The sequence below is a fragment of the Pantoea sp. CTOTU50773 genome (genome assembly GCF_032082325.1).
Lineage (GTDB): Bacteria > Pseudomonadota > Gammaproteobacteria > Enterobacterales > Enterobacteriaceae > Pantoea > Pantoea communis.
The window spans coordinates 1-24,113 of the sequence record NZ_DAMDQC010000012.1; the positions used below are offsets into that span (position 1 = coordinate 1).

At 54.5% G+C, this 24,113-nt stretch carries 21 protein-coding genes; 17 read left to right on the top strand and 4 right to left on the bottom strand.

The window, feature by feature from the left end; translation table 11 throughout:
- The 9 genes from rseB to acpS form a co-directional block, all read left to right on the top strand.
- Positions 1–903: sigma-E factor regulatory protein RseB (gene rseB / locus RT340_RS03315; RefSeq protein WP_313374075.1), on the top strand; the 903-nt coding region annotated here is incomplete at its 5' end.
- Entirely contained in the window at positions 900–1,364 is a 465-nt protein-coding gene (rseC, locus tag RT340_RS03320; RefSeq protein ID WP_058959162.1) for a SoxR-reducing system protein RseC, read from the top strand. The genes rseB and rseC, both read left to right, overlap by 4 nt.
- Positions 1,365–1,582: 218 nt before the next feature.
- Complete coding sequence (gene lepA / locus RT340_RS03325) at positions 1,583–3,382, top strand: translation elongation factor 4 (RefSeq protein ID WP_034825613.1); 1,800 nt, start codon at positions 1,583–1,585, stop codon at positions 3,380–3,382.
- A gap of 9 nt (positions 3,383–3,391) precedes the next feature.
- A complete protein-coding gene (gene lepB / locus RT340_RS03330; RefSeq protein ID WP_034825616.1) occupies positions 3,392–4,363 on the top strand; it encodes a signal peptidase I in 972 nt (323 codons plus the stop codon).
- Between the two features lie 132 nt (positions 4,364–4,495).
- A complete protein-coding gene (gene rnc / locus RT340_RS03335; protein ID WP_034825618.1) occupies positions 4,496–5,176 on the top strand; it encodes a ribonuclease III in 681 nt (226 codons plus the stop codon).
- 54 nt (positions 5,177–5,230) lie between these two features.
- Positions 5,231–6,133, top strand: coding sequence for a GTPase Era (era, locus tag RT340_RS03340; protein ID WP_034825620.1), 903 nt, complete (start codon positions 5,231–5,233; stop codon positions 6,131–6,133).
- A 3-nt stretch (positions 6,134–6,136) separates the two neighbouring features.
- Entirely contained in the window at positions 6,137–6,865 is a 729-nt protein-coding gene (recO, locus tag RT340_RS03345; protein WP_097118621.1) for a DNA repair protein RecO, read from the top strand.
- Between the two features lie 70 nt (positions 6,866–6,935).
- Positions 6,936–7,667 (top strand): pyridoxine 5'-phosphate synthase, encoded by a 732-nt coding sequence (gene pdxJ / locus RT340_RS03350; RefSeq protein WP_034825624.1) that lies wholly within the window; start codon positions 6,936–6,938, stop codon positions 7,665–7,667.
- Positions 7,667–8,047 carry a holo-ACP synthase gene (gene acpS / locus RT340_RS03355; protein WP_034825626.1) on the top strand — a complete coding sequence of 127 codons (381 nt, stop codon included), beginning with the start codon at positions 7,667–7,669 and terminating at the stop codon, positions 8,045–8,047. Before pdxJ ends, acpS begins: the two co-directional genes overlap by 1 nt.
- Here the strand turns inward: acpS and RT340_RS03360 are convergent.
- Both RT340_RS03360 and RT340_RS03365 read right to left on the bottom strand, forming a co-directional pair.
- Positions 8,044–8,292, bottom strand: a complete 249-nt coding sequence (locus RT340_RS03360; protein WP_058959160.1) for a YfhL family 4Fe-4S dicluster ferredoxin — start codon at positions 8,290–8,292, stop codon at positions 8,044–8,046. The two genes, acpS and RT340_RS03360, sit on opposite strands and share 4 nt — an antisense overlap.
- Before the next feature lie 411 nt (positions 8,293–8,703).
- On the bottom strand, positions 8,704–9,543 hold the full coding sequence (locus tag RT340_RS03365; RefSeq protein ID WP_313374086.1) for a MurR/RpiR family transcriptional regulator: 840 nt from the start codon (positions 9,541–9,543) through the stop codon (positions 8,704–8,706).
- 204 nt (positions 9,544–9,747) lie between these two features.
- On the opposite strand from RT340_RS03365, the gene yfhb reads away from it, so the two are divergent.
- Complete coding sequence (gene yfhb, locus RT340_RS03370) at positions 9,748–10,386, top strand: phosphatidylglycerophosphatase C (protein ID WP_313374088.1); 639 nt, start codon at positions 9,748–9,750, stop codon at positions 10,384–10,386.
- A gap of 56 nt (positions 10,387–10,442) precedes the next feature.
- The gene (tadA, locus tag RT340_RS03375) at positions 10,443–10,937 is read left to right on the top strand and encodes a tRNA adenosine(34) deaminase TadA (RefSeq protein ID WP_097118618.1); all 495 of its coding nucleotides are present in this window, start codon (positions 10,443–10,445) and stop codon (positions 10,935–10,937) included.
- Here tadA and mltF read toward each other — a convergent pair.
- The gene (gene mltF / locus RT340_RS03380; RefSeq protein WP_058959158.1) at positions 10,934–12,391 is read right to left on the bottom strand and encodes a membrane-bound lytic murein transglycosylase MltF; all 1,458 of its coding nucleotides are present in this window, start codon (positions 12,389–12,391) and stop codon (positions 10,934–10,936) included. The two genes, tadA and mltF, sit on opposite strands and share 4 nt — an antisense overlap.
- A gap of 270 nt (positions 12,392–12,661) precedes the next feature.
- On the opposite strand from mltF, the gene purL reads away from it, so the two are divergent.
- The 5 genes from purL to glnB all read left to right on the top strand — a co-directional run bounded on the left by purL (position 12,662) and on the right by glnB (position 21,185).
- The gene (gene purL / locus RT340_RS03385) at positions 12,662–16,552 is read left to right on the top strand and encodes a phosphoribosylformylglycinamidine synthase (RefSeq protein ID WP_313374091.1); all 3,891 of its coding nucleotides are present in this window, start codon (positions 12,662–12,664) and stop codon (positions 16,550–16,552) included.
- Between the two features lie 652 nt (positions 16,553–17,204).
- Complete coding sequence (locus RT340_RS03390; protein WP_097118615.1) at positions 17,205–18,632, top strand: sensor histidine kinase; 1,428 nt, start codon at positions 17,205–17,207, stop codon at positions 18,630–18,632.
- A gap of 3 nt (positions 18,633–18,635) precedes the next feature.
- Positions 18,636–19,307 carry a two-component system QseEF-associated lipoprotein QseG gene (gene qseG, locus RT340_RS03395; protein WP_097118614.1) on the top strand — a complete coding sequence of 224 codons (672 nt, stop codon included), beginning with the start codon at positions 18,636–18,638 and terminating at the stop codon, positions 19,305–19,307.
- A 2-nt stretch (positions 19,308–19,309) separates the two neighbouring features.
- A complete protein-coding gene (gene glrR / locus RT340_RS03400; RefSeq protein WP_409566096.1) occupies positions 19,310–20,641 on the top strand; it encodes a two-component system response regulator GlrR in 1,332 nt (443 codons plus the stop codon).
- A 205-nt stretch (positions 20,642–20,846) separates the two neighbouring features.
- Positions 20,847–21,185, top strand: a complete 339-nt coding sequence (gene glnB, locus RT340_RS03405) for a nitrogen regulatory protein P-II (protein ID WP_034825643.1) — start codon at positions 20,847–20,849, stop codon at positions 21,183–21,185.
- A gap of 49 nt (positions 21,186–21,234) precedes the next feature.
- Here glnB and hmpA read toward each other — a convergent pair whose 3' ends face one another.
- Positions 21,235–22,419, bottom strand: coding sequence for an NO-inducible flavohemoprotein (gene hmpA, locus RT340_RS03410; protein ID WP_313374097.1), 1,185 nt, complete (start codon positions 22,417–22,419; stop codon positions 21,235–21,237).
- 338 nt (positions 22,420–22,757) lie between these two features.
- Here hmpA and glyA point away from each other — a divergent pair, with 338 nt between their 5' ends.
- A complete protein-coding gene (glyA, locus tag RT340_RS03415) occupies positions 22,758–24,011 on the top strand; it encodes a serine hydroxymethyltransferase (RefSeq protein ID WP_045814929.1) in 1,254 nt (417 codons plus the stop codon).
- Positions 24,012–24,113 lie beyond the last annotated feature (102 nt).

Sequence of the window (24,113 nt, forward strand, 5' to 3'; positions counted from 1 at the left end):
TCTACCGCCCCAGCGCAGACATCTGCGTCCGGGGCGTTGTTACAGCAGATGGAGCAGGCAAGCCAGAACCTCAACTACGAATTCGCCTACATCAATGTCTCTCGTCTTGGCATTGAATCTCTGCGCTATCGTCATGCAGTTATCGATAATCGTATCTTTGCCCAACTGTTGCAGATGGATGGGCCGCGTCGTGAAGTGATTCAACGTGGCAATGACATCAGCTACTTCGAGCCTGGACTTGATCCTTTCTCACTACCGGGCAATCACATTATTGATGCGCTGCCTGCATTGATGTTTGCTGATTTCTCCCGCCTTGGTGATGCCTACGATTTTATTCCGGTAGGACGTTCACGTATGGCCGATCAAATGTGCGAAGTGGTGCGCATCGTGTCGCGTGATGGCACGCGCTACAGCTATGTCGTGTGGCTGGATGTTGATACTAAATTGCCGCTACGCATTGATTTGCTGGATCGTGATGGTGAAACGCTGGAGCAGTTCCGTGTCATCAGCTTTGCGGTGGATGAAGGCGTGCGTAATCTGATGCAGGGGCTGGAAAAAGCCAATCTGCCGCCAACGCTGTCATTACCGGCGGGCGATAAAGTGCAGCTCAGCTGGCAGCCAGGCTGGTTGCCAGCGGGTATGACACTGATTTCGCAGAGTCGCCGCGATATGCCAGCCATGAATAAAACCGTAGAATCCCGTCTGTACAGCGATGGCTTATTTAGCTTTGCTATCAACATTACGCCTGCCGATAAAAGCAGTGTGCCGCAGTCATTGCGCACTGGGCGTCGTACGGTGCAGACAGAAGTGCGCGATAATCGTGAAATCACCGTGGTGGGCGAATTACCCCCTGCAACGGCCAAACGTATCGCGGACAGCATAGATTCAGGTGCACAAAAATGATGAGAGAATGGGCCACCGTGGTGGCGTGGGAAAAAGGCATTGCCACGCTGCACTCGGAAGCGAAAACCTCCTGTAACAGCTGTTCAGCCCGCAAAGGCTGCGGCAGCCACGCGCTCAATCAACTTGGGCCGAAAAATGCTCATGTCATGACCATTGCCAGCCCGGAGCCTTTACAGCCCGGACAGCGCATTGAATTGGGTATCCGTGAAAGCAGTCTGCTGGGTTCAGCGCTACTGGTTTACATGACGCCGCTGTTTGGCCTGTTTTTAGTCGCAGGTCTGTTTCAGATGCTGTTCCACAGCGATCTGGCGGCGGCCTGCGGTGCACTGTTAGGCGGCATCGGTGGCTTTATTGTGGCTAAAGGGGTTTCCAGCGTGTTCGGTCATCGGGAAGCCTTTCAGCCGATCATCCTCAGCGTTGCGTTACCGCCCGATGCCATGCGCGTAGAAAATGAAGGTTGATCCCTGCCAGGGCCGCGCAATGCGCGGCTTTTTCATTTAGGCTTACCCGCTGAAATCTGTTGCGATTCCCCACAGTTCCATTCTTTAACGCGCGGCGTTAACAGTGTAATATGCGTCGTCATTAATGAGGCTGACAGGATTCCGGGTAAAGCTCACTTTCCTGAATGTGTCTGTGCTCAAGTTTTCCACTGATTTTTTACGTGAAGATATTCATATAAATGAAGCACATACGAAATTTCTCCATCATCGCACACATCGACCACGGCAAATCAACGCTCTCTGACCGCTTGATTCAGATTTGTGGTGGCCTCAGCGATCGTGAGATGGCGGCGCAGGTTCTGGATTCTATGGATCTGGAGCGCGAGCGCGGCATTACCATCAAAGCGCAAAGCGTCACGCTCGATTACAAAGCGCTGAACGGTGAAACTTACCAGCTCAATTTTATCGATACTCCCGGCCACGTTGACTTCTCCTATGAAGTTTCCCGCTCTTTAGCGGCTTGTGAAGGGGCTTTGCTGGTGGTCGATGCAGGTCAGGGCGTTGAAGCACAGACGCTGGCGAACTGCTACACCGCAATGGAAATGGATCTGGAAGTGGTACCGGTTCTGAACAAAATCGACTTGCCTGCGGCCGATCCTGAGCGCGTGGCGGAAGAGATTGAAGATATCGTCGGTATTGATGCGGCTGATGCCGTGCGCTGTTCGGCGAAAACCGGCGTTGGCGTTCCGGATGTGCTTGAGCGTCTGGTGCGTGATATCCCACCACCGGAAGGTGATCCGGAAGGCCCACTGCAGGCGCTGATCATCGACTCATGGTTCGATAACTACCTGGGCGTTGTGTCACTGATTCGTATCAAGAACGGTACGCTGCGTAAAGGCGACAAAGTGAAGGTGATGAGCACCGGTCAGACCTATAACGCTGATCGCTTAGGCATCTTTACACCGAAACAGGTTGACCGTAATGAACTGAACTGCGGTGAAGTAGGCTGGTTGGTTTGCGCTATCAAAGACATCATGGGCGCGCCAGTCGGTGACACCCTGACGCTGCAACGCAATCCTGCTGAACATGTCCTGCCAGGCTTTAAGAAAGTGAAGCCACAGGTATATGCTGGCCTGTTCCCGATCAGCTCTGATGACTATGAAGCGTTCCGTGATGCGCTGGGCAAACTGAGCCTCAACGATGCCTCACTGTTCTATGAGCCAGAAAGCTCAACGGCGCTGGGCTTCGGCTTCCGCATCGGCTTTCTCGGTCTGCTGCACATGGAGATCATTCAGGAACGTCTGGAGCGTGAATACGATCTCGACCTGATTACTACAGCGCCAACGGTAGTTTATGAAGTCATCACCACCGACGGCCAGACAGTCTATGTTGACAGCCCTTCGAAGCTGCCACCGCTGAACAATATTGAAGAACTGCGCGAACCGATCGCCGAGTGTCATATGCTGCTGCCGCAGGAATTCCTCGGCAACGTCATCACCCTGTGTATTGAGAAACGCGGTGTGCAGACCAACATGGTTTACCACGGTAAACAGGTTGCGCTGACCTATGAAATCCCGATGGCAGAAGTGGTACTCGACTTCTTCGACCGTCTGAAATCAACGTCTCGCGGCTATGCATCGCTGGACTATAACTTTAAACGTTTCCAGGCCTCTGACATGGTGCGTGTCGACGTGATGATTAACTCAGAACGTGTTGATGCGCTGGCGCTGATTACCCACCGTGATAACTCTCAGTATCGTGGCCGCGACCTCGTGGAGAAGATGAAAGATCTGATCCCACGTCAGCAGTTCGATATTGCGATTCAGGCGGCAATCGGCAACCACATTATCGCTCGCTCAACGGTCAAGCAGCTGCGTAAAAACGTCCTGGCGAAATGCTATGGCGGTGACGTGAGCCGTAAGAAGAAACTGTTGCAGAAGCAGAAAGACGGTAAGAAGCGAATGAAGCAGGTCGGCAACGTTGAGCTGCCGCAGGAAGCATTCCTTGCCATTCTGCATGTCGGTAAAGACAGCAAATAAGGAACTTTAATGGCTAATATGTTCGCCCTGATTCTGGTGATCGCCACGCTTATAACGGGTGTTATCTGGTGTATCGATCGCTTTAAGTGGGCTCCGGCGCGTCGTGCTAAGCAGGCAGCTGCACAAGCGCAGGCGGGCAACACATTGGACGGCAAAACGCTGGCCAAAGTGGCGGCTCAGCCAGGCTGGGTAGAAACGGCGGCATCGGTGTTCCCGGTGCTGGCAGTGGTACTGATCGTTCGCTCATTTATTTTTGAGCCGTTCCAGATCCCATCAGGTTCCATGATGCCGACGTTGCTGATTGGTGATTTTATTCTGGTGGAGAAGTTTGCTTACGGAATCAAAGATCCGATTACTCAAACCACGCTGATCCCAACGGGTCATCCGCAGCGTGGTGATGTGGCGGTGTTTAAATACCCGAAAGATCCGAGCGTCGATTACATTAAACGTGTGATCGGTCTGCCGGGCGACAAAGTGGTGTTTGATCCTTACAGTAAAACGCTGACGGTTAACCCGGGTTGTGGCACGGGCAAATGCGATACCGCGTTGCCGATCACCTATACCAACGTGGAGCCAAGCCGCTTCATTCAAACCTTCAGCGGCTTTGATGGCAATGAAACCGGCAACGGCTTCTTTGAAGCACCACAGGGCGAAACCATGAAGGGCGGCCTACGTCTGGGAACACGTAAAGAGACTTTGGGCACGGTGACGCACGATATCCTGTTAGTAAACGAAGCGCAGAGCCAGGCAAGCATGTATTATCAGCAGCCGGGTCAGCCGCAATCCACGTGGATCGTGCCGGAAGGGCAATATTTCATGATGGGTGATAACCGCGATAACAGCGCCGACAGCCGCTACTGGGGCTTTGTGCCTGAGAAGAATCTGGTCGGTAAAGCGGTGGCTATCTGGATGAGCTTTGAGAAACAAGAAGGACAGTGGCCAACGGGCGTGCGCTTAAGTCGCATCGGCGGAATCCACTAAGCATTATGCCCACTGCGGTGGGCAACACGGTTGGCCTCTTTCGGGGGGCCACTGCAAACGAAACAGAACGTGTTGGAACCTCAGCCCTGTTTCGTATGCAGAGTTACAGACGCACAGAATAACTGGAATCGCATGAACCCCATCCTTATTAACAAGCTGCAGCGCAAACTGGGCTACACTTTTACTCATCCGGAACTACTGCAGCAAGCATTGACTCACCGCAGTGCCAGCAGTAAGCACAATGAACGTCTTGAGTTTCTTGGCGATTCCATTCTCAGCTATGTGATTGCCAATGCGCTTTATCACCGCTTCCCACGTGTGGATGAAGGTGACATGAGCCGCATGCGCGCTACGCTGGTGCGGGGCAATACCCTGGCAGAGATGGCGCGTGAGTTTGAACTTGGCGAATGTTTACGTCTTGGACCGGGCGAGTTGAAGAGTGGCGGTTTCCGTCGCGAATCGATTCTTGCTGATACGGTTGAAGCGCTGATTGGCGGTATCTTCCTCGACAGCAACATTCAAACCGTTGAGAAACTGATTCTCGATTGGTACCAAAATCGCCTTGATGAAATCAGCCCGGGTGATAAGCAAAAAGATCCAAAAACGCGTCTGCAGGAGTTTCTGCAAGGGCGTCACCTGCCGCTGCCTTCTTATCTGGTGGTGCAGGTGCGTGGCGAAGCCCACGATCAGGAATTCACCATTCACTGTCAGGTGAGTGGCATGGCAGAACCGGTGGTGGGTGTAGGTTCCAGCCGCCGTAAAGCAGAGCAAGCTGCCGCTGAACAGGCATTAATTAAGCTTGGTCTCGAATAAAATACATAGTCATATCGCAGCGTCGACAGCGACGCTGCTCAAGTCAGGACTCGAATGAGCGAAATCGAAACACACAGCGGCTTTATCGCGATTGTTGGCCGACCTAACGTTGGCAAATCCACCTTACTGAACCAATTACTGGGGCAGAAAGTGTCGATCACCTCGCGTAAACCGCAAACCACGCGTCACCGCATCATGGGTATTCACACTGAAGGCGCTTATCAGGCGATCTACGTGGATACTCCCGGGCTGCACATGGAAGAGAAGCGGGCGATTAACCGCCTGATGAACCGTGCTGCCAGCAGCTCAATTGGTGATGTGGAGCTGGTGATTTTTGTTGTTGAGGGCACCCGCTGGACGCCGGACGACGAAATGGTCTTGAACAAGCTGCGCGACGGCAAAGTACCGGTGGTGCTGGCGGTTAACAAGGTCGATAACATTCAGGATAAAACCATTCTGCTGCCACACCTGCAGTTCCTGAGCCAGCAGATGAACTTCCTTGAGATTGTACCGATCTCGGCGGAAAGCGGTAAGAACGTTGATGCCATTGCCGCTATCGCGCGTAAATGCCTGCCGAAATCTGACCATCACTTCCCGGAAGATTACATCACCGATCGTTCACAGCGCTTTATGGCGTCTGAGATCATCCGTGAAAAACTGATGCGCTTCCTCGGTGCGGAACTGCCTTACTCAGTGACCGTGGAAATCGAACAATTCGTCTCTAACGATCGTGGTGGCTATGACATCAACGGTCTGATCCTCGTCGAGCGCGAAGGGCAGAAGAAGATGGTGATTGGCAACAAAGGCGCCAAGATTAAAACCATCGGTATTGAAGCGCGTAAAGACATGGAAGAGATGTTTGAAGCCAAAGTGCATCTCGAACTGTGGGTTAAAGTGAAATCGGGTTGGGCGGATGACGAACGTGCACTGCGCAGCCTGGGCTATACAGACGAATAATTGATGGAAGGCTGGCAACGCGCCTTTGTGCTGCATAGTCGCCCTTACAGCGAAACCAGCCTCCTGCTCGATCTGTTCAGCGAAAGCGAAGGGCGCGTCCGCGTCCTCGCCAAAGGCGCACGCTCGCGCCGTTCGCAACTCAAAGGTGCACTCCAACCCTTCACGCCGCTGCTGGTGCGCTGGGGTGGACGTGGCGAAGTTAAAACGCTGCGCAGTGCCGAAGCGGTGTCGCTGGCCTTACCGCTCAGTGGCATCACTCTCTACTGCGGGTTGTACGTTAACGAACTGCTGTCTCGCGTGCTTGAGCAGGAAATTCCTTTCTCCGACCTCTTCTTTGACTATCTCAATTGCATCCAGATGCTGGCCGCAGGCAGTGGCACGCCTGAACCGGCGCTGCGTCGCTTTGAACTGGCGCTGCTGGGCCACCTGGGTTACGGCGTGGATTTCCTGCACTGTGCGGGCAGTGGTGAAGAGATCGATGACGGCATGACGTACAGTTATCGTGAAGAGAAGGGGTTTATCGCCAGCCTGGTGGTGAACCAACGCAGTTTTACCGGTCGCCAGTTGCGTGCGCTGTGGGAACGCGAGTTTCCCGATGCCGACAGCCTGCGTGCTGCCAAGCGCTTCACGCGTATGGCGCTCAAGCCTTATCTGGGCGGTAAACCGCTGAAGAGCCAGGAACTGTTTCGCCAGTTTGTGCCCAAAAAGAAGCCCGATGTGGCAAACGACTAGCGCTGGTCGTACCGCCTGATATGCTCAGCACGGTACACTGCAAACACACTGAACCTATTTAAGGATTGTCATGGCTGAGTTGCTGTTAGGGGTCAACATTGACCACATCGCCACCGTACGTAACGCACGTGGCACGAATTATCCCGATCCAGTCCAGGCGGCGTTTGTTTCTGAACAGGCGGGCGCAGATGGCATCACTGTGCACCTGCGTGAAGATCGTCGTCATATCACCGATCGCGATGTGCGTATTCTGCGCGACACCATCCAGACACGTATGAATCTGGAGATGGCGGTGACCGATGAGATGATCGACATTGCCTGTGATATCAAGCCGCACTTCGTGTGTCTGGTGCCGGAAAAGCGCCAGGAAGTGACCACTGAAGGCGGATTAGATGTGGCGGGTCAGCAGGACAAAATCAATGCTGCGGTTCGCCTGCTGAGCGAAGCGGGTATTCTGGTGTCGCTGTTCATCGATGCCGACCACCGCCAGATTGAAGCGGCCGTTGCCAGCGGCGCGCCTTACATTGAGATCCACACTGGCGCCTATGCGGAAGCACCGGAAGGGCTGGAGCGTGAAGCCGAATTATCGCGTATTCGCAAAGCAGCCACATTTGCAGCCAGCCTCGGTTTGAAGGTTAACGCCGGTCACGGTCTGACGTATCACAACGTGCAACCCATCGCTGAACTGCCGGAGATGCATGAGCTAAACATTGGTCACGCCATCATTGGCCGTGCGCTGTTCAGTGGCCTGGCGGATGCGGTGTCAGAGATGAAGCAGCTGATGCGGGAAGCGCGTCGTTGATGGCGATTCTCGGACTCGGCAGCGACATCGTTGAAATCGAACGTATTGCCGGTGTGATTGAGCGATCCGGCGATCGTCTGGCGCGTCGCGTCTTGAGCGAAGCCGAGTGGCAGCAATATCAGGCGCACCAGCAACCGGTGCGCTTTCTTGCCAAACGTTTTGCGGTGAAAGAAGCGGCGGCCAAAGCCTTTGGTACAGGCATTCGCGGTGGTCTGGCCTTTAATCAATTCGAAGTGTACAACGACGCGCTTGGCAAACCGGGCTTACGCTTTTTCGAACAGGCAAAAGTGATTGCCAGCCAGTTGGGCGTGAAACATGTGCATGTCACGCTGGCCGATGAGCGCCACTACGCCTGCGCAACGGTGATCATCGAAGACTAAGGGTGCAACACGACAAATTTCTCCCACAGCGCCTCACGGGTTTCCGGGTGCTGTGGGTCAGAAATGATGGTGTTATCAATCGGGCAGACGCTTTGGCAGGTCGGCACATCATAATGGCCCACGCATTCGGTGCAGCGGTCGACATCAATCTCATAGATCGCCTCACCTAAACTGATGGCCTGGTTCGGGCATTCAGGTTCGCACATATCGCAATTGATGCATTTCGCCGTAATGAGTAAAGCCATGATCGCCGTTAGCCTGAGAAAGAAGGCGCGCACCTTATCATAAAACCGGCTTATAAGGTCGCATGGTTTATTGCGCGGGATCAAACAAAGCGAGGATTGCGTCACTCAAGCAAAATTCATCAAAGGTTAGATAGGAATTAGGAGTACTCCGAGTTATCATTTTGTGCGGTAATTATCCGCATAAATGTTTGTCGTAAGCACCATGATAAAAATTAACTCGTTGAAAGAAATGTTTTTAAAGCAGCAATGCATTCAGTGTGGAGTTGCGCGAGGGTGGCTGGCGCGTAGGATGTCTGATGATGCCTCTTTATGCGATGAGTGCCTGCATAACTTGCGGCATGCGAGCCGCCAGGCCTGTCGTCACGATTCTGCTTCGCAAAGTAAAAAGGCCGAATAACGGCCTTATTCGCATTACACCAGTTTTTTGACCAGTTCTTCACTGTGCCTTATGTGTCCTGAAGCGCGTTCAGGATCGTTTTGTACCAACGCCATAAACAGCAGGTCGGTCAACGCCAGTTGTGCACCGGTGGATGAGATTGCGGCACTGCGCGTGCTTTGCTCCTCGGCAACGGTGTACAAGCATATGGAAGCGCACTGTTGCAGCGAGTTGGGGGTAAAGCCGGTAAACGCCAGCACGTCGACCCCCAGCTGCGCGGCTTCCTGTGCCGCAAGGTTAATCTCACGCCGCTCGCCGGTATAGGAAATCGCCAGCAGCACATCCCCCGGTGCCATCGCCTGCACGCTCGCCAGTAAAGCATGCATATCCTGCTCGGCTACCGCGTTGATGCCAATCTTCATCAGCTTCCATGAGAAATCTTTCGCCACTAACCCCGACGCACCGATGCCCACTAACAAAATGCGGTTGGCGTTTTTCAGCAATTGCAGGGTTTGCAGCAATTTCTCTTCGCTGTTGATATCCAGCGTGGCGCGGATAGCGGAAATCTTCTCAGTCAGTAATTTTTCGCCGACCACTTTGAGGGGATCGTCGCTAAGAATATGATTGTGCACGGTGATGGCGTCGCGATCCGCCAGCGACTCACTCAGTGCCAGTTTCAGCGCAGGGAATCCCTTATAGCCCAATTTTTGGGCAAACTTCACCACGCTCGACTGGCTGACGCCCGATTCCTCAGCCAGTTTTTGTGAACTCAGATGCCGTGCCCGATCCGGCTGCGACAGCAAAAAATCCGCCAGCCGACGCTCATTTAGCGCCAGTCGAGGGTAGAGCTGGCGAATTCGCAGCAATGAACTCATGTTCGATCCTTAATCCATCTAATCCCGCTTGAGCTTAGTCTCTTTTCGCACCATCAGGTTTTAATGACAGCACGCCGACACAAAGAATAAACTATTCAGCTGGCATTGTGGCCATTGGAATTAAAAATGACTGCTTTCGCCCCCGCCGTTGAAGCTGGCTACACTGTAGGGCAAGCCGTAGAAAGGAAAGATAAGGAGAGGAGTTTGACAAAGGGTACGCAACGCCGCGTGGTGTTTTTCGATCTGGATGGCACGCTGCATCTGCATGACATGTTTGGCACCTTTATGCGTTATCTGCTGCGACGCCAGCCGATCAACCTGTTGCTGGTGGTGCCGCTGTTGCCGGTAATTGGCCTGGGAATGCTGTTTAAAGGACGCGCCGCACGCTGGCCGATGAGCTTGCTGCTGTGGGCCATTACCTTCGGCCACAGTGAGCAATGCCTGCGTCAGCGTGAAGCGGAGTTCGCGACATGGTTCCGTCAGCGTGTTACCGCCTTTCCGGTGGTGCAACAACGTCTGACCGATTATCTCAGCAGCGATGATGCGGATGTGTGGCTGATCACTGGTTCACCACAATCACTGGTGGAGCAGGTCTATTTCGATTCGGCCTTTCTGCCGCGCGTACAGCTGATTGCCAGTCAGATGCAACCCGGTTTAGGGGGGCGCGTGCTGGCCATGCGTTGCCTCGGGCATGAGAAGGTCGCTCAACTCGAAGAGAAGATTGGTACACCATTGCAACTCTACAGCGGTTACAGCGACAGTAAACAGGATAACCCGCTGCTGTTCTTCTGCCAGCATCGCTGGCGGGTGACACCTCGCGGTGAGCTGCAACAGCTGGAGTGAATCATGCGGCGATTCCGTCTATAATGCGCCGCCTTTAAATCCGCAGGAGCTGCCCGGTGAACCCACAAACAGATGAATATTGGATGCGCCATGCGCTGGAGCTGGCGCGTCGCGCGTGGGAACAGGGCGAAGTGCCGGTGGGCGCGGTATTAGTGCAGGGTGATAAAGTGATTGGCGAAGGCTGGAATCGACCGATTGGTCAGTGCGACCCGACCGCGCATGCCGAAATCATGGCGCTGCGGCAGGGCGGCAAAATCCTCGAAAACTATCGCCTGCTTGATACCACGTTGTATGTGACGCTGGAACCCTGCGTGATGTGCGCCGGTGCGATGGTGCACAGTCGCATTACGCGGCTTGTATATGGCGCAAAGGATGAGAAAACGGGCGCAGCGGGCTCGCTCATGGACGTGATTGGTCATCCAGGTATGAATCATCAGATTCAGATTGATTGCGGTGTGCTGGCAGAAGAGTGTGCCGGAATGTTGAGTGACTTCTTCCGCATGCGCCGTGAGCAAAAGAAAGCGCTGCGCCAGGCGCAGCGCGAAGGTTAGTTCATCGCAATCTTAGGTTCGACCGCCGGGTAACCGGCGCCCAATTCCGCTTCCAGCGCCGACTGCTGAGCGATGCGCTTCTCCTGCTCCTGCAGATATCCCACCAGACTGATCTGATACTTACGGATGTTCTCGACATAGTTGTAAGCTTCATGGCCGCGCGCGTAACCGTAGGAGGTTTGCGCGTAATAACGCTTCTGGCTCAGCATCGGCAGACGCTGTTTGACATCGGCCCAGCTATCAGGATTACCGCCTTGTTTGGCCGTCAGCTTGCGGGCATCCAGCATGTGCGCATAGCCCATGTTATACGCCGCCAATGCAAACCAGATGCGCTCATCATCAGGGATGGTGTCCGGCACCTTCTCCATCATACGTTGCAGGTATTCGCTGCCGCCACGGATGCTCTGCTCAGGATCAAGGCGATCGTTGACGTCGAGGCTGTCAGCGGTGTTACGCGTCAACATCATCATGCCGCGCACGCCGGTCGGTGAGGTCGCCTGCGGATTCCAGTGCGACTCCTGATAAGAGATGGCTGCCAGCAGACGCCAGTCCATGCTCGCCGCGTATTTCTCAAACAGCGGTTTGATATCCGGCAACGTGTTATCAATCGCGCGCAGGAAGGTGCGGGTATCCACGTAATCAAAAGTGCCAACGTGACCGAGATACTTCTCTTCGAGGCGCGCCATTGTGCCTTCTTCGCCCATCTGGCTGTAGAAGTCGAGCATTGCCGCATTCAGACTGTCATCATCACTGCGTGGCAGATACCAGGTGACCGGTTCTTCATCGGTGATGTCGAATGCTACGGCCAGCTGCGGATGGATGCGCTGCAATAAGCCGATGGTGACCGAATCGCCCACGGTGTAATCCAGCTTGCCGTCGGCGACGGCTTCCAGTAGCGCTTTCTGTCCCTGATCGGTAGAAATCGCCCAATCGAGATCGGGATAGCTGTCAGCTTTTGCGGAACGTAAAGTTGACAGATATGCCGAACCGGACTGCACAATCAGGCGGCCTTTCAAATCGCCGAGATTCTTCGGCCGTGGCTTATCAATGCGGTACACCAACTGCTGCGAAACAGAGTAGTAGCTCGGTCCACTTTGATAGTGGGCAAGGCGTTCACCGTTGTAGATCAGCCCAGCTGCGAGCAAATCCGCCTTACCATCATCCAGATCGTCAAACAGATCGCCGAGGTTCGGACGCACCGTAACCTCAAGTTTGACGCCAAGATAATCGGCGAAGCGTTTCGCCAGCTCGTAATCCATACCGGCTGGTGCATTATTGATGGTGTAGTAAGTCAGCGGGGAGTTGACGGTACTGATGCGCAGCACTCCACGTGATTTAATCTGTGATAACGCGTCTTTTCCGCCCCCGTACCAGGGGATGGAAGGCCACAGTGCCAGCGCAAGCAGCACGGTGATCAGACCGATAAACAGATAGTTTATTTTCAGGCGTTTCAAATAGTTGTCTCGTAATGGCTCACAGGCCTCTGTCTTTTAAAGGCAGTATTTGTGTTGTTTTTACTCCCAGAGCGAGGGGCATTTTGCGCAACAAAGTGCAGCAGGGCAACTTATATAGCAAGAATTGTGCAAAATTCAGCCAAATGCTGAGTGCCAGATTTTATGCGCAAACGGTTTCGTAACCCGTGCTGTTTCTCTATAATACCGCCCGTTTTCCCCTGTTGCGCCCAATGAAGCGTCGCCCGGCGCTTCGAAGACGAGAGATCTTTGATGATGGAAATTCTGCGTGGTTCGCCCGCTCTGTCGGCATTTCGTGTAAACAAACTGCTGACCCGCTTTCAGGACGCTCACCTGCCAGTGAGTGATATTTACGCCGAGTACGTCCATTTTGCCGATGTCAGTGCACCGCTCAGTGCGGATGAACATGCCCGCCTGCAACGTCTGCTGAAATACGGTCCTTCTCTCGCCGAGCACGCGCCACAAGGGCGTCTGTTACTGGTGACGCCGCGTCCCGGCACCATTTCTCCGTGGTCATCAAAAGCCACCGATATCGCGCACAACTGCGATCTGCCCCAGGTTATCCGCCTCGAACGCGGTATGGCTTTCTATGTGCAGGCGCCGCAGCTGACGGAAGCGCAATGGCAACAGTTGGCTAGCCTGCTGCATGACCGCATGATGGAGACCGTGTTCGGTGACCTGAATGATGCGCAGCAGTTGTTCGCACACCATGAACCACAGCCGCTGAAAAGCGTTGATGTGCTGGGTGCCGGTCGCATTGCACTGGAACAGGCCAACACCACGCTGGGCCTGGCACTGGCCGATGACGAAATCGACTATTTGCTGAATGCCTTCACCAAACTGGGCCGCAATCCGAACGACATCGAGCTCTATATGTTTGCTCAGGCAAACTCAGAGCACTGCCGTCATAAAATCTTCAACGCCGACTGGATTATCGACGGTGAAAAACAGCCGAAGTCGCTGTTTAAAATGATCAAAAACACCTTTGAACACAATCCTGAGCACGTTCTGTCTGCTTATAAAGACAACGCCGCGGTGATGGAAGGTTCAAAAGTGGGCCGCTTCTACGCCGATGCGCAGAAGGGCGAATACACCTTCCATCAGGAAGAGGCGCATATCCTGCTGAAGGTGGAAACCCATAACCACCCGACCGCGATTTCCCCGTGGCCAGGTGCTGCGACCGGTTCCGGTGGTGAAATCCGTGATGAAGGCGCAACGGGACGTGGCGCGAAGCCGAAAGCAGGCCTGGTCGGTTTCTCCGTTTCCAACCTGCGTATTCCGGGTTTTGAACAGCCGTGGGAAGAAGATTTTGGTAAGCCGGAGCGTATTGTTACCGCGCTGGATATCATGACTGAAGGCCCACTGGGCGGCGCAGCGTTCAACAACGAATTTGGCCGTCCTGCATTGAACGGATACTTCCGTACTTATGAAGAGCGCGTGAACAGCCATAATGGCTCAGAACTGCGTGGCTACCATAAGCCGATCATGCTGGCGGGCGGTATTGGTAACATCCGAGCTGACCACGTGCAGAAGGGTGAGATCGTCGTCGGCGCGAAACTGATCGTGCTCGGCGGGCCCGCGATGAACATTGGCCTCGGCGGCGGAGCAGCCTCTTCAATGGCCTCTGGTCAGTCTGATGCGGATCTGGATTTTGCATCTGTCCAGCGTGACAACCCGGAAATGGAGCGTCGCTGCCAGGAAGTGATCGACCGTTGCTGGCAGCTGGGCGAAGCCAACCCGATTCTGTTCATCCACGACGTCGGTGCTGGCGGTCTGTCTAACGCGATGCCAGAGCTGGTGAGTGATGGTGGCCGTGGCGGCAACTTCAACCTGCGTGACATCCTCAACGATGAGCCAGGCATGAGCCCGCTGGAAGTGTGGTGTAACGAATCCCAGGAACGTTATGTACTGGCGGTGGCACCGGCTCAACTGGCGCTGTTTGACGAGCTGTGTAAGCGTGAGCGTGCACCTTATGCGGTGATCGGTGAAGCCACCGAAGAGCTGCACCTGAACCTGGCGGATAGCCACTTCGATAACAACCCTATCGACATGCCGCTGGACGTGCTGTTGGGCAAAACGCCGAAGATGACGCGTGATGTTGCCACTCAGCAGGCCAAAGGCGATGCGCTGGTGCGTGACGGCATTACCGTGGCAGATGCCGTTAATCGCGTACTGCATCTGCCAACTGTTGCAGAGAAAACCTTCCTGATTACCATCGGTGACCGTTCGGTAACCGGTATGGTGGCGCGTGACCAGATGGTCGGCCCATGGCAGATCCCGGTAGCGAACTGTGCAGTGACCACCGCCAGCCTGGATAGCTATCACGGCGAAGCCTTCTCACTGGGCGAACGTGCTCCAGTCGCCTTGCTGGACTTCGCTGCCTCAGGCCGTTTAGCGGTCGGTGAAGCGCTGACCAACCTGGCAGCCACCTCGATTGGTTCCCTGCAGCGCGTGAAGCTCTCTGCAAACTGGATGGCCGCAGCAGGTCACCCAGGCGAAGATGCCGGTTTGTATGCCGCAGTGAAAGCGGTTGGTGAAGAACTCTGTCCGGCGCTGGGCATCACGATTCCAGTGGGCAAAGACTCGATGTCGATGAAAACCCGCTGGCAGCAGGGCACCGAAGAGCGTGAGATGACCTCGCCGCTGTCGCTGGTGATCACCGCCTTTGCGCGTGTAGAAGATGTGCGTCGCACTGTAACGCCTCAACTGCAAGCTGACCAGGATAACCTGCTGTTGCTGATTGATTTGGGCAACGGCGCAAACACCCTGGGTGCTACCGCGCTGTCACAGGTTTATCGTCAGTTAGGCGACAAACCCGCCGACGTACGTGATGCATCGCAACTGGCGGGCTTCTTCAACGCCATTCAGGCGCTGGTGGCCGAGCAGAAGCTGCTGGCTTACCATGACCGTTCTGATGGCGGCCTGCTGGTAACACTGGCAGAAATGGCTTTCACCGGTCACTGCGGTATCGAAGCCGATATCGCCGCGCTGGGTAACGATGCGCTGGCAGCACTGTTCACCGAAGAGTTGGGTGCAGTGATCCAGATTAATGCCGCAGATCGTGCAGCCGTTGAGAAAGTGTTTGCCGACCATGGTCTGAGCAGCAATGTGCATGTGATTGGTCAGGCGCTGCCGGGCGATCGCTTTGTCATCCGCTCTGGCGACAGCGCGGTGTACAGCGAAAGCCGTACCACGCTGCGTACCTGGTGGGCAGAGACCACCTGGCAGATGCAGCGTCTGCGTGACAACCCTGCCTGTGCCGATCAGGAGCACGAAGCGAAGAAAGACGACAACGATCCTGGCCTGAACGTTCATCTGACCTTCAAGCCAGAGGAAGATGTTGCTGCGCCGATGATCGCCACAGGCGCGCGTCCTCGTGTTGCCGTTCTGCGTGAGCAGGGCGTGAACTCCCACGTTGAGATGGCCGCTGCCTTCCACCGTGCTGGCTTCACCGCTGTCGATGTGCACATGAGTGACCTGCTGGCGGGCCGTCGTGGTCTGGAAGAGTTCCAGGCGCTGGTCGCGTGTGGTGGCTTCTCTTACGGTGACGTATTGGGTGCCGGTGAAGGTTGGGCGAAGTCGATTCTGTTCAACGGCCGTGTGCGTGATGAGTTCGAAAACTTCTTCCACCGTCCGCAGACCCTGGCGCTGGGCGTCTGTAACGGCTGCCAGATGATGTCGAATCTGCGTGAGCTGATTCCGGGCAGCGAACTGTGGCCACGCTTTGTACGTAACCAGTCAGAGCGGTTTGAAGCCCGTTTCAGCTTGGTTGAAGTGGCTGCGAGCCCATCGTTGCTGCTGGACGGCATGGCCGGTTCTCATATGCCAATCGCCGTGTCGCACGGTGAAGGCTTCGTGGAAGTGCGTGACGGTGCGCATCTGGCTCAGCTGGAAAGCAAAGGTCTGGTGGCGCTGCGCTTCGTGGACAACTTCGGTAAAGTGACCGAAAATTACCCTGCCAACCCGAACGGCTCGCCGAACGGTATCACTGCAGTCACCAACGAAAGCGGTCGTGTCACCATTATGATGCCGCACCCAGAGCGTGTGTTCCGCACCGTGAGCAACTCCTGGCACCCAGCAGAGTGGGGCGAAGACAGCCCGTGGATGCGTATCTTCCGCAACGCACGCAAGCAGCTGGGCTAATTTAGCCGACTGCATCAGAGGCCGCCGCAAGGCGGCCTTTCTTTTAGCCAGCTGGTCCAGACTCACTCACTCACTCACTCACTCACTCACTCACTCACTCAATCCATTACGCCATGACCTACTTGGCTGGCTCGCAAAATTGTCGGAAATTAGCGACAAACACGATATTGATGTGTCGCTAAATGGTGACATTTAAATTATTGATTTATATTGGATCAATTTTTCATCCTCTAACTCGTTGCTGATCAGCGACACTTTCGCCAGACCAGCCGGTCCGCTTTTTCATAAAAAAACTGCGTCACACCTCGCATTACTCTGATAATCAATGCTATTTCATTTCTGGCACGATAGTTGCTATACTCACTGCGTTGCTCATTCTCCTGTCTATGATTGCCCCGCACTGCGGTTGAGCTCATAAAATTCGAATGACGCACCAAACGGAGCCTGCCGTCCACCCAACCGATAATCGCTTGCTTTGCAACGTTATCAAGCATCGGACGCAACGTTGAGTTAGGCTCCACCTATTTTGCAAGCGATGCTGCGGCGTCGCTCTCACGGCAGCCCAAAAGGGCTGCCGTTTTCCTTTCGGTACTTTCTTCCCTATTGATACTTCGTTAGCATGCCAGCAGCTCACATTAAAGGATGCGCGGTAGTGAAGAGATGGCGTCTGTTTCCCCGATCCCTGCGGCAGTTAGTCTTGATGGCTTTTTTACTGGTCCTGTTGCCATTGCTGGTGCTGGCGTGGCAAGCCTGGGAAAGTTTGTCTGCGCTCAGTAATCAGGCCGCAGATACCAATCGCAATACCTTCACCGACGTACGCCGCAGCGAAGCGATGGCGCGCACGGCGCTCGAGCTGGAGCGCAGTTATCGTCAATATTGCGTGTTAGGGGATGCCACCTTGCAAAAGCTTTATCAGACGCAGTGGACGCGGTACGGTCAGATGCTCACCAGCCATGCGGATAGCCTGCCGGATCTTCCTTCCTTCAAAGCGTTGCAGGAAACCTTGCCGCAGCTCGCCAGCGTGCAGTGCGACAACGGTAACCCAGTGGCAAAAGCCGCAACGGCCCTCGAACATTTTTCTGATGCCAATGCGCAAATGGTGCAGGCGACGCGTGAAGTGGTATTTTCGCGTGGCTTGCAGCTTCAGCGCGAAATCGCCGATCGCGGCCAGTTTTTCGGCTGGCAGGCGCTGATTCTGTTTCTGATCAGTCTGGCACTGGTGCTGCTGTTTACCGGCATGATCATCGGCCCGGTTAAACGCGTTGAACGGATGATTAACCGACTGGGGCAAGGCAAAGCGCTGGGTGACAGCGTGAGTTTTCGCGGTCCGCGTGAAATCCGCTCACTCGGTCAGCGCATCGTGTGGCTGAGCGAGCGCCTAAGTTGGCTGGAAGAGCAGCGACATGAGTTTCTGCGTCATCTCTCGCACGAACTGAAAACCCCGCTTGCCAGCTTGCGTGAAGGCACGGAATTATTGGCCGATCAGGTGGCTGGGCCGCTCAATGCGGAACAGCAAGAAGTGGTCGCGATTCTTGATACCAGCAGCCGCCATTTGCAGCGTCTCATCGAACAACTTTTGGATTACAACCGCAAACTGGCGGATGGCCCCATGGCGCTGGAGCCGGTAGCAATCAATGACATCGTTGATGCGGTCGTTAAAATCCATTCATTGCCCGCCGGTGCACGTCAGATCACCACCCATGTTGATCTTCAGGTGGCGCACTGTCTGGCAGAGGCATCATTGCTGCAAAGGGTCATCGATAACCTCTATTCGAACGCCGTGAACTACGGCAGCGAATCCGGTAACATCTGGCTGCAGAGCCAACAGAAAGGCAACCAGGTGTGGATTGAGGTGGCGAACACCGGCACACCGATTCCGGCTGAAGAGCAGGCGATGATTTTTGAGCCCTTTTTTCAGGGCAGCCAGCAGCGCAAAGGGCCAGTTAAAGGCAGCGGCCTGGGGTTAAGCATCGCGAAAGATTGCCTGCGCAGGATGCAGGGCGATTTGCAATTGGTAACGCGCAAGGATGCGGATGTCTGTTTTCGAATCATTTTGACGACCAGCGCCGGGAATGCCTGATTAATGAAACACACTCTGATTAAACTTTTTAGCTGCGCGTTGGTGGCATTTGGCTTGAGTGCCTGCCAGACACCGTCCACGGGCAGCGCGTTACACGATGGCACCAATCTTCCTGAGCCAGAAGTGCGGCTGCCTGATTATCTGGCGACCGATTGTCAAAACGTGTGGAAGATTGAAACGCCAACAGCCATGAGCAACCCCCTCTACTGGCAGCGTGCTATCGACTGTGGTGAGCGTTTATCCCCAGCGGAAGCGCGGGCTGAGGCACGGCGCTGGCCAGTACAAGGCTGGTCGCGTGCTTTTAAACAAGGCATTCTGCTGGCAAATGGCAATGTGACGCCCTTTGAGCGCCGTCAGTTCGTCGATACGCTAGACGGCTACAGCGCTTCCTATCCAGCCTCCGTGCGTCCGTTATTAATGTTGTGGCGTAGTAATCAGGCGGCGCAGCTGGCGTTAAGCGGTGAACGCAGCCGCTATGCTGCACTCCAGCAAAGCCACGATACTGAGCTGGATAGCCTGCGCCAGCAGCAAACCAAACTGCGTCAATCACTGGAGGAGACTCAGCGTAAGCTTGAGCGCTTAACTGACATCGAACGCCAGCTGTCGTCCCGTAAACCGGCGGACAGCAGCGATACATCGCACGGTGCCAGTGATGCACAAAGTGAGGATCAGTGACCATGAAACAGTCTGCACGTTTACTGCTGGTGGATGACGATCCCGGCCTGCTTAAACTGCTTGGCATGCGCTTAAGCAGTGAAGGCTATCAGGTGACCACCGCCGCAAGTGGTCCGGATGCGCTGCGCCAGTTGCAGAAAGAGAAAGTTGATCTGGTGATCAGCGATCTGCGTATGGATGAAATGGACGGACTGACGTTATTTGGCGAAATCCAGAAACGCCATGCGGGTTTGCCGGTGATCATTCTTACGGCGCACGGCTCGATCCCCGAAGCGGTTTCTGCCACGCAGCAGGGCGTATTCAGTTTCCTGACGAAACCGGTGGATCGTGACGCGCTGTATAAAGCCATTGATGAAGCGTTAGCACAGCGCGCGCCCGTCAGTGATGATACCTGGCGTGAAGCGGTAGTGACGCGCAATCCACTGATGCTGCGTTTGCTGGATCAAGCGCACATGGTGGCGCAATCCGACGTCAGCGTGTTAATCAATGGCCAGAGCGGTACCGGTAAAGAGGTGCTGGCGCAGGCGATTCACGCCGCCAGCCCGCGTGCAAACAAGCCGTTTATTGCCATTAACTGTGGTGCGCTACCGGAGCAACTGCTGGAGTCTGAGCTGTTTGGTCACGCCAAAGGGGCTTTCACCGGTGCCGTGAGTGCGCGTGAAGGGCTGTTTCAGGCGGCGGAGGGGGGCACGCTGTTTCTTGATGAAATTGGTGATATGCCACAGGCGTTGCAGGTCAAACTATTGCGCGTCTTGCAGGAGCGAAAAGTGCGTCCGCTGGGCAGTAATCGGGATGTCGATATCAACGTGCGCATCATCTCGGCCACCCATCGCGATCTGCCCAAAGCGATGGAGAAAAAGAGTTTCCGCGAGGATCTCTACTATCGCCTCAATGTGGTGAATCTGAAGATTCCCGCACTACATGAACGTGCAGAGGATATTCCGCTGTTGGCGAACCATCTCTTGCGCCAATCGGCCGAACGCCATAAACCCTTCGTGCGCAGCTTCTCTGTGGATGCGATGAAACGTTTAGTGGGGGCCAGTTGGCCTGGCAACGTGCGGCAGCTGGTCAACGTGATTGAGCAGTGTGTCGCGCTGAGCACGTCACCCGTGATCGGGGATGCGCTGGTTGAACAGGCGTTAGCGGGTGAAAATACGGCGCTGCCGACTTTTGTTGAGGCACGTAATCAATTTGAGCTCAACTATCTGCGCAAATTGCTGCAAATGACCAAAGGAAATGTCACTAACGCTGCGCGTCTGGCTGGACGTAACCGTACAGAATTCTATAAGCTGCTGTCACGCCATGAGCTGGACGCCAGTGAATTTAAAGAGTAGCTTGCTGCGGCATATTGATTCATCCATTGACTACCCCAAATAATTTGAGTTGCAGTCAGACGGCAAACGAAAGCATCCCGATGAGCTTACTTCTTCAAGCGATTTGGGGAAAAGAGAGCCGCCAACCCCTCTGCAACTTGAAGCAGGACGGGTATATACTACTTGTTATCCGTCCATCATGGAGGGAGTGAAAAAAGGATCTGTCATGAAAAAGATCGATGCAATTATTAAACCATTCAAACTCGATGATGTGCGCGAAGCGTTGGCTGAAGTGGGCATCACCGGGATGACGGTCAGTGAAGTGAAGGGCTTTGGTCGCCAGAAAGGCCACACTGAGCTGTATCGTGGCGCGGAGTACATGGTCGATTTTCTGCCAAAAGTGAAAATCGAAATGGTGGTCGGTGATGACATCGTCGATACCTGCGTTGAAGCCATTATGAATACCGCGCAGACCGGCAAAATTGGCGACGGCAAAATCTTTGTGTTCGACGTGGCGCGCGTGGTGCGAATCCGTACCGGTGAAGAGGACGAAGAGGCGATCTAAGCCACTTCGTTAGCCTGTTAAAAAGCCTGCATGATGCAGGCTTTTTTATTTACAGCACTTTGTGCGGGCCAAAAACTTCATAATGGATACGATCGGCACTGATACCGGCATCGACCAGCTGCCGCGCGACAAACTGCATAAATGGCAGAGGGCCGCAGAGCCAGAACTGGCGGTCGGCCTGATTCAATTGGCTGGAGATGCCTGCGAGGTCCATGAATCCCTGCGCATCAAAACGGCCACTGTCCACGCTTTCCGGCTCGCGATACCAGATATGGCTGGTGAAATGTGGCAGGCGAGCACCTGTGGCTTGCACTTCATCCGCGAAAGCATGCTGTGCACCACATTCGGCCGCATGTAGCCAGTTAACCGCGCCCGCATACTGCTGCTCAGCCAGGCTGGCTAACATTGCCAGCATCGGAGTTTGACCCACACCGGCAGAAATCAGCGTGATCGGCGCGGTTCCCTTTGTTTGCAAATAGAAATCACCCGCCGGTGCAGCACATTGCACAATATCACCGACCTTCGCATGGGTGTGCAGCCAACCGGAAACGCTGCCGTGTTCCTCGCGCTTCACTGCGATACGATAGGATTTACCGTTAGGTAGATGGGTGAGTGAATACTGGCGATGCTGGATATTTTCGCTTCCTTCAGGTCGCAGACTAACAGCCAGATATTGTCCGGGCAGGAAATCGGCGACGGGCTGACCATCGTTAGGTACCAGCTCAAAACTTTTAATTACTGAGCTTTCAGTGTTGATGGTGCGAATACGGAAGTCACGCGCGCCACGCCAGCCGCCGACTTTCTCTTCTGAGGCGCAATAAATCGCCTCTTCACGCTGGATAAACACATCCGCCAGCACCCCGTAAGCTTTGCCCCACGCCTGTAAGACGTCATCGCCGGGATTGAGTAACTCTTCGATGGTGGCCAGCAACGTTTCACCGACTACCGCATATTGCGCGGGCTGAATATTCAGGCTGGTGTGCTTCTGTGCAATTTTCTCTACCGCCGGCAGCAGCACCGCCAGGTTCTCCAGGTTGCTGCCGTACGCGACAATGGCATTAAACAGCGCCTCACGCTGATTGCCACTGCGCTGATTAATCATGTTGAAGACGTTTTTCAGTTCCGGATGTGCCGTTAACAAACGTTGGTAGAAGTGGCCAGTGAGTTGCGGGCCAAGCTGAGCAATAGCGGGCAGGGAAGACTTTACGGTAGCGATAGTTTGCGCATCAAGCATGGTGAATGCCTCACAGTGAATTTAAACATGTATTTTAAATACATCTTATGATCGTTCATCTAGCCTGTAAATCCCCTGTTTTGATTGCGGGTTAGGTGCTGAAGCTGGAAGCTGGCCCACAAACCTGAAAAATATTCCTCTCCAGCGTGAGCAAATATCGTGATTTACAGGCTTGCAAAAAGGCGTAAAAAACCCGTTCCAGCGCCGTGCCAATCGTTTGCGTAAAAAGAGGGGATTGGCGCTACCGTCACCTGTCAAAACCGTTTACACTGTTGGCCTTCGCCCCTTGCCGGGGCCTAAACTGCCGTTAAAAAAGTTAGCTAGTCAGGAGATGCCGGATGTTAAAGCGTGATATGAACATTGCCGATTATGATGCCGAGTTGTGGCAGGCTATGGAGCAAGAGAAGGTGCGTCAGGAAGAGCACATCGAACTGATTGCTTCTGAAAACTACACCAGCCCACGCGTTATGCAGGCGCAAGGTTCACAGCTCACCAACAAATATGCCGAAGGATATCCGGGCAAACGCTACTACGGCGGATGTGAATACGTTGATATCGTTGAGCAGCTGGCAATCGATCGCGCGAAAGCGCTGTTTGGCGCAGACTTTGCCAACGTACAGCCGCACTCTGGCTCACAGGCCAACTTCGCGGTTTACACTGCGCTGTTGCAGCCGGGCGACACCATCCTCGGTATGAACCTGGCGCACGGTGGTCACCTGACACACGGTTCACCAGTGAACCTGTCAGGCAAGCTGTATAACGTCATCCCTTACGGCATCGACGAAACCGGCAAAATTAACTACGACGAACTGGCTGAGCTGGCTAAAACGCATAAGCCAAAAATGATCGTCGGTGGCTTCTCTGCATACTCTGGCGTGTGCGACTGGGCAAAAATGCGCGAAATCGCTGATAGCGTGGGCGCTTACCTGTTCGTTGACATGGCACACGTTGCCGGTCTGATCGCCGCTGATGTCTACCCGAACCCGGTTCCGCATGCACACATCGTGACTTCAACCACCCACAAAACCCTCGCGGGTCCACGTGGTGGCCTGATTCTGGCGAAAAACGGCGACGAAGATCTGTACAAAAAACTGAACTCCGCGGTGTTCCCGGGTGGTCAGGGTGGTCCATTGATGCACGTGATCGCGGGTAAAGCGGTGGCGTTCAAAGAAGCAATGGAGCCAGAGTTCAAATCTTACCAGCAGCAAGTGGCTAAAAACGCCAAAGCAATGGTTGAAGTTCTTTTGGAGCGTGGCTACAACATCGTTTCAGGCGGTACTTATAACCACCTGTTCCTGATCGATCTGGTGAGCAAAAACCTGACCGGTAAAGAAGCGGATGCCGCGCTGGGCCGTGCTAACATCACTGTGAACAAAAACAGTGTACCTAACGATCCGAAGAGCCCATTCGTGACCTCCGGTGTGCGTATCGGTACGCCTGCAGTGACACGCCGTGGCTTCAAAGAAGCAGACGTGCGTGAGCTGGCTGGCTGGATCGCTGACGTGCTGGACAACATCAACGACGAAGCGACCATCGAGCGCACCAAGCAGAAGGTACTCGATATCTGTGCGCGTCTGCCTGTGTATGCCTGATTTGGCACCATGCTGATGTGATTAAAGAGGATGGCGCTTGCCATCCTTTTTTTATGCACGCGACCCATGCTGTATAGAGTCAACACACACCGCACACACCGC

Coding starts and splice junctions, on each gene's coding strand:
- rseC (WP_058959162.1), top strand. CDS start 900: ATGATGAGAGAATGGGCCACCGTGGTGGCGTGGGAAAAAGGCATTGCC.
- lepA (WP_034825613.1), top strand. CDS start 1,583: ATGAAGCACATACGAAATTTCTCCATCATCGCACACATCGACCACGGC.
- lepB (WP_034825616.1), top strand. CDS start 3,392: ATGGCTAATATGTTCGCCCTGATTCTGGTGATCGCCACGCTTATAACG.
- rnc (WP_034825618.1), top strand. CDS start 4,496: ATGAACCCCATCCTTATTAACAAGCTGCAGCGCAAACTGGGCTACACT.
- era (WP_034825620.1), top strand. CDS start 5,231: ATGAGCGAAATCGAAACACACAGCGGCTTTATCGCGATTGTTGGCCGA.
- recO (WP_097118621.1), top strand. CDS start 6,137: ATGGAAGGCTGGCAACGCGCCTTTGTGCTGCATAGTCGCCCTTACAGC.
- pdxJ (WP_034825624.1), top strand. CDS start 6,936: ATGGCTGAGTTGCTGTTAGGGGTCAACATTGACCACATCGCCACCGTA.
- acpS (WP_034825626.1), top strand. CDS start 7,667: ATGGCGATTCTCGGACTCGGCAGCGACATCGTTGAAATCGAACGTATT.
- RT340_RS03360 (WP_058959160.1), bottom strand. CDS start 8,292: ATGGCTTTACTCATTACGGCGAAATGCATCAATTGCGATATGTGCGAA.
- RT340_RS03365 (WP_313374086.1), bottom strand. CDS start 9,543: ATGAGTTCATTGCTGCGAATTCGCCAGCTCTACCCTCGACTGGCGCTA.
- purL (WP_313374091.1), top strand. CDS start 12,662: ATGATGGAAATTCTGCGTGGTTCGCCCGCTCTGTCGGCATTTCGTGTA.
- qseG (WP_097118614.1), top strand. CDS start 18,636: ATGAAACACACTCTGATTAAACTTTTTAGCTGCGCGTTGGTGGCATTT.
- glrR (WP_409566096.1), top strand. CDS start 19,310: ATGAAACAGTCTGCACGTTTACTGCTGGTGGATGACGATCCCGGCCTG.
- glnB (WP_034825643.1), top strand. CDS start 20,847: ATGAAAAAGATCGATGCAATTATTAAACCATTCAAACTCGATGATGTG.
- hmpA (WP_313374097.1), bottom strand. CDS start 22,419: ATGCTTGATGCGCAAACTATCGCTACCGTAAAGTCTTCCCTGCCCGCT.
- glyA (WP_045814929.1), top strand. CDS start 22,758: ATGTTAAAGCGTGATATGAACATTGCCGATTATGATGCCGAGTTGTGG.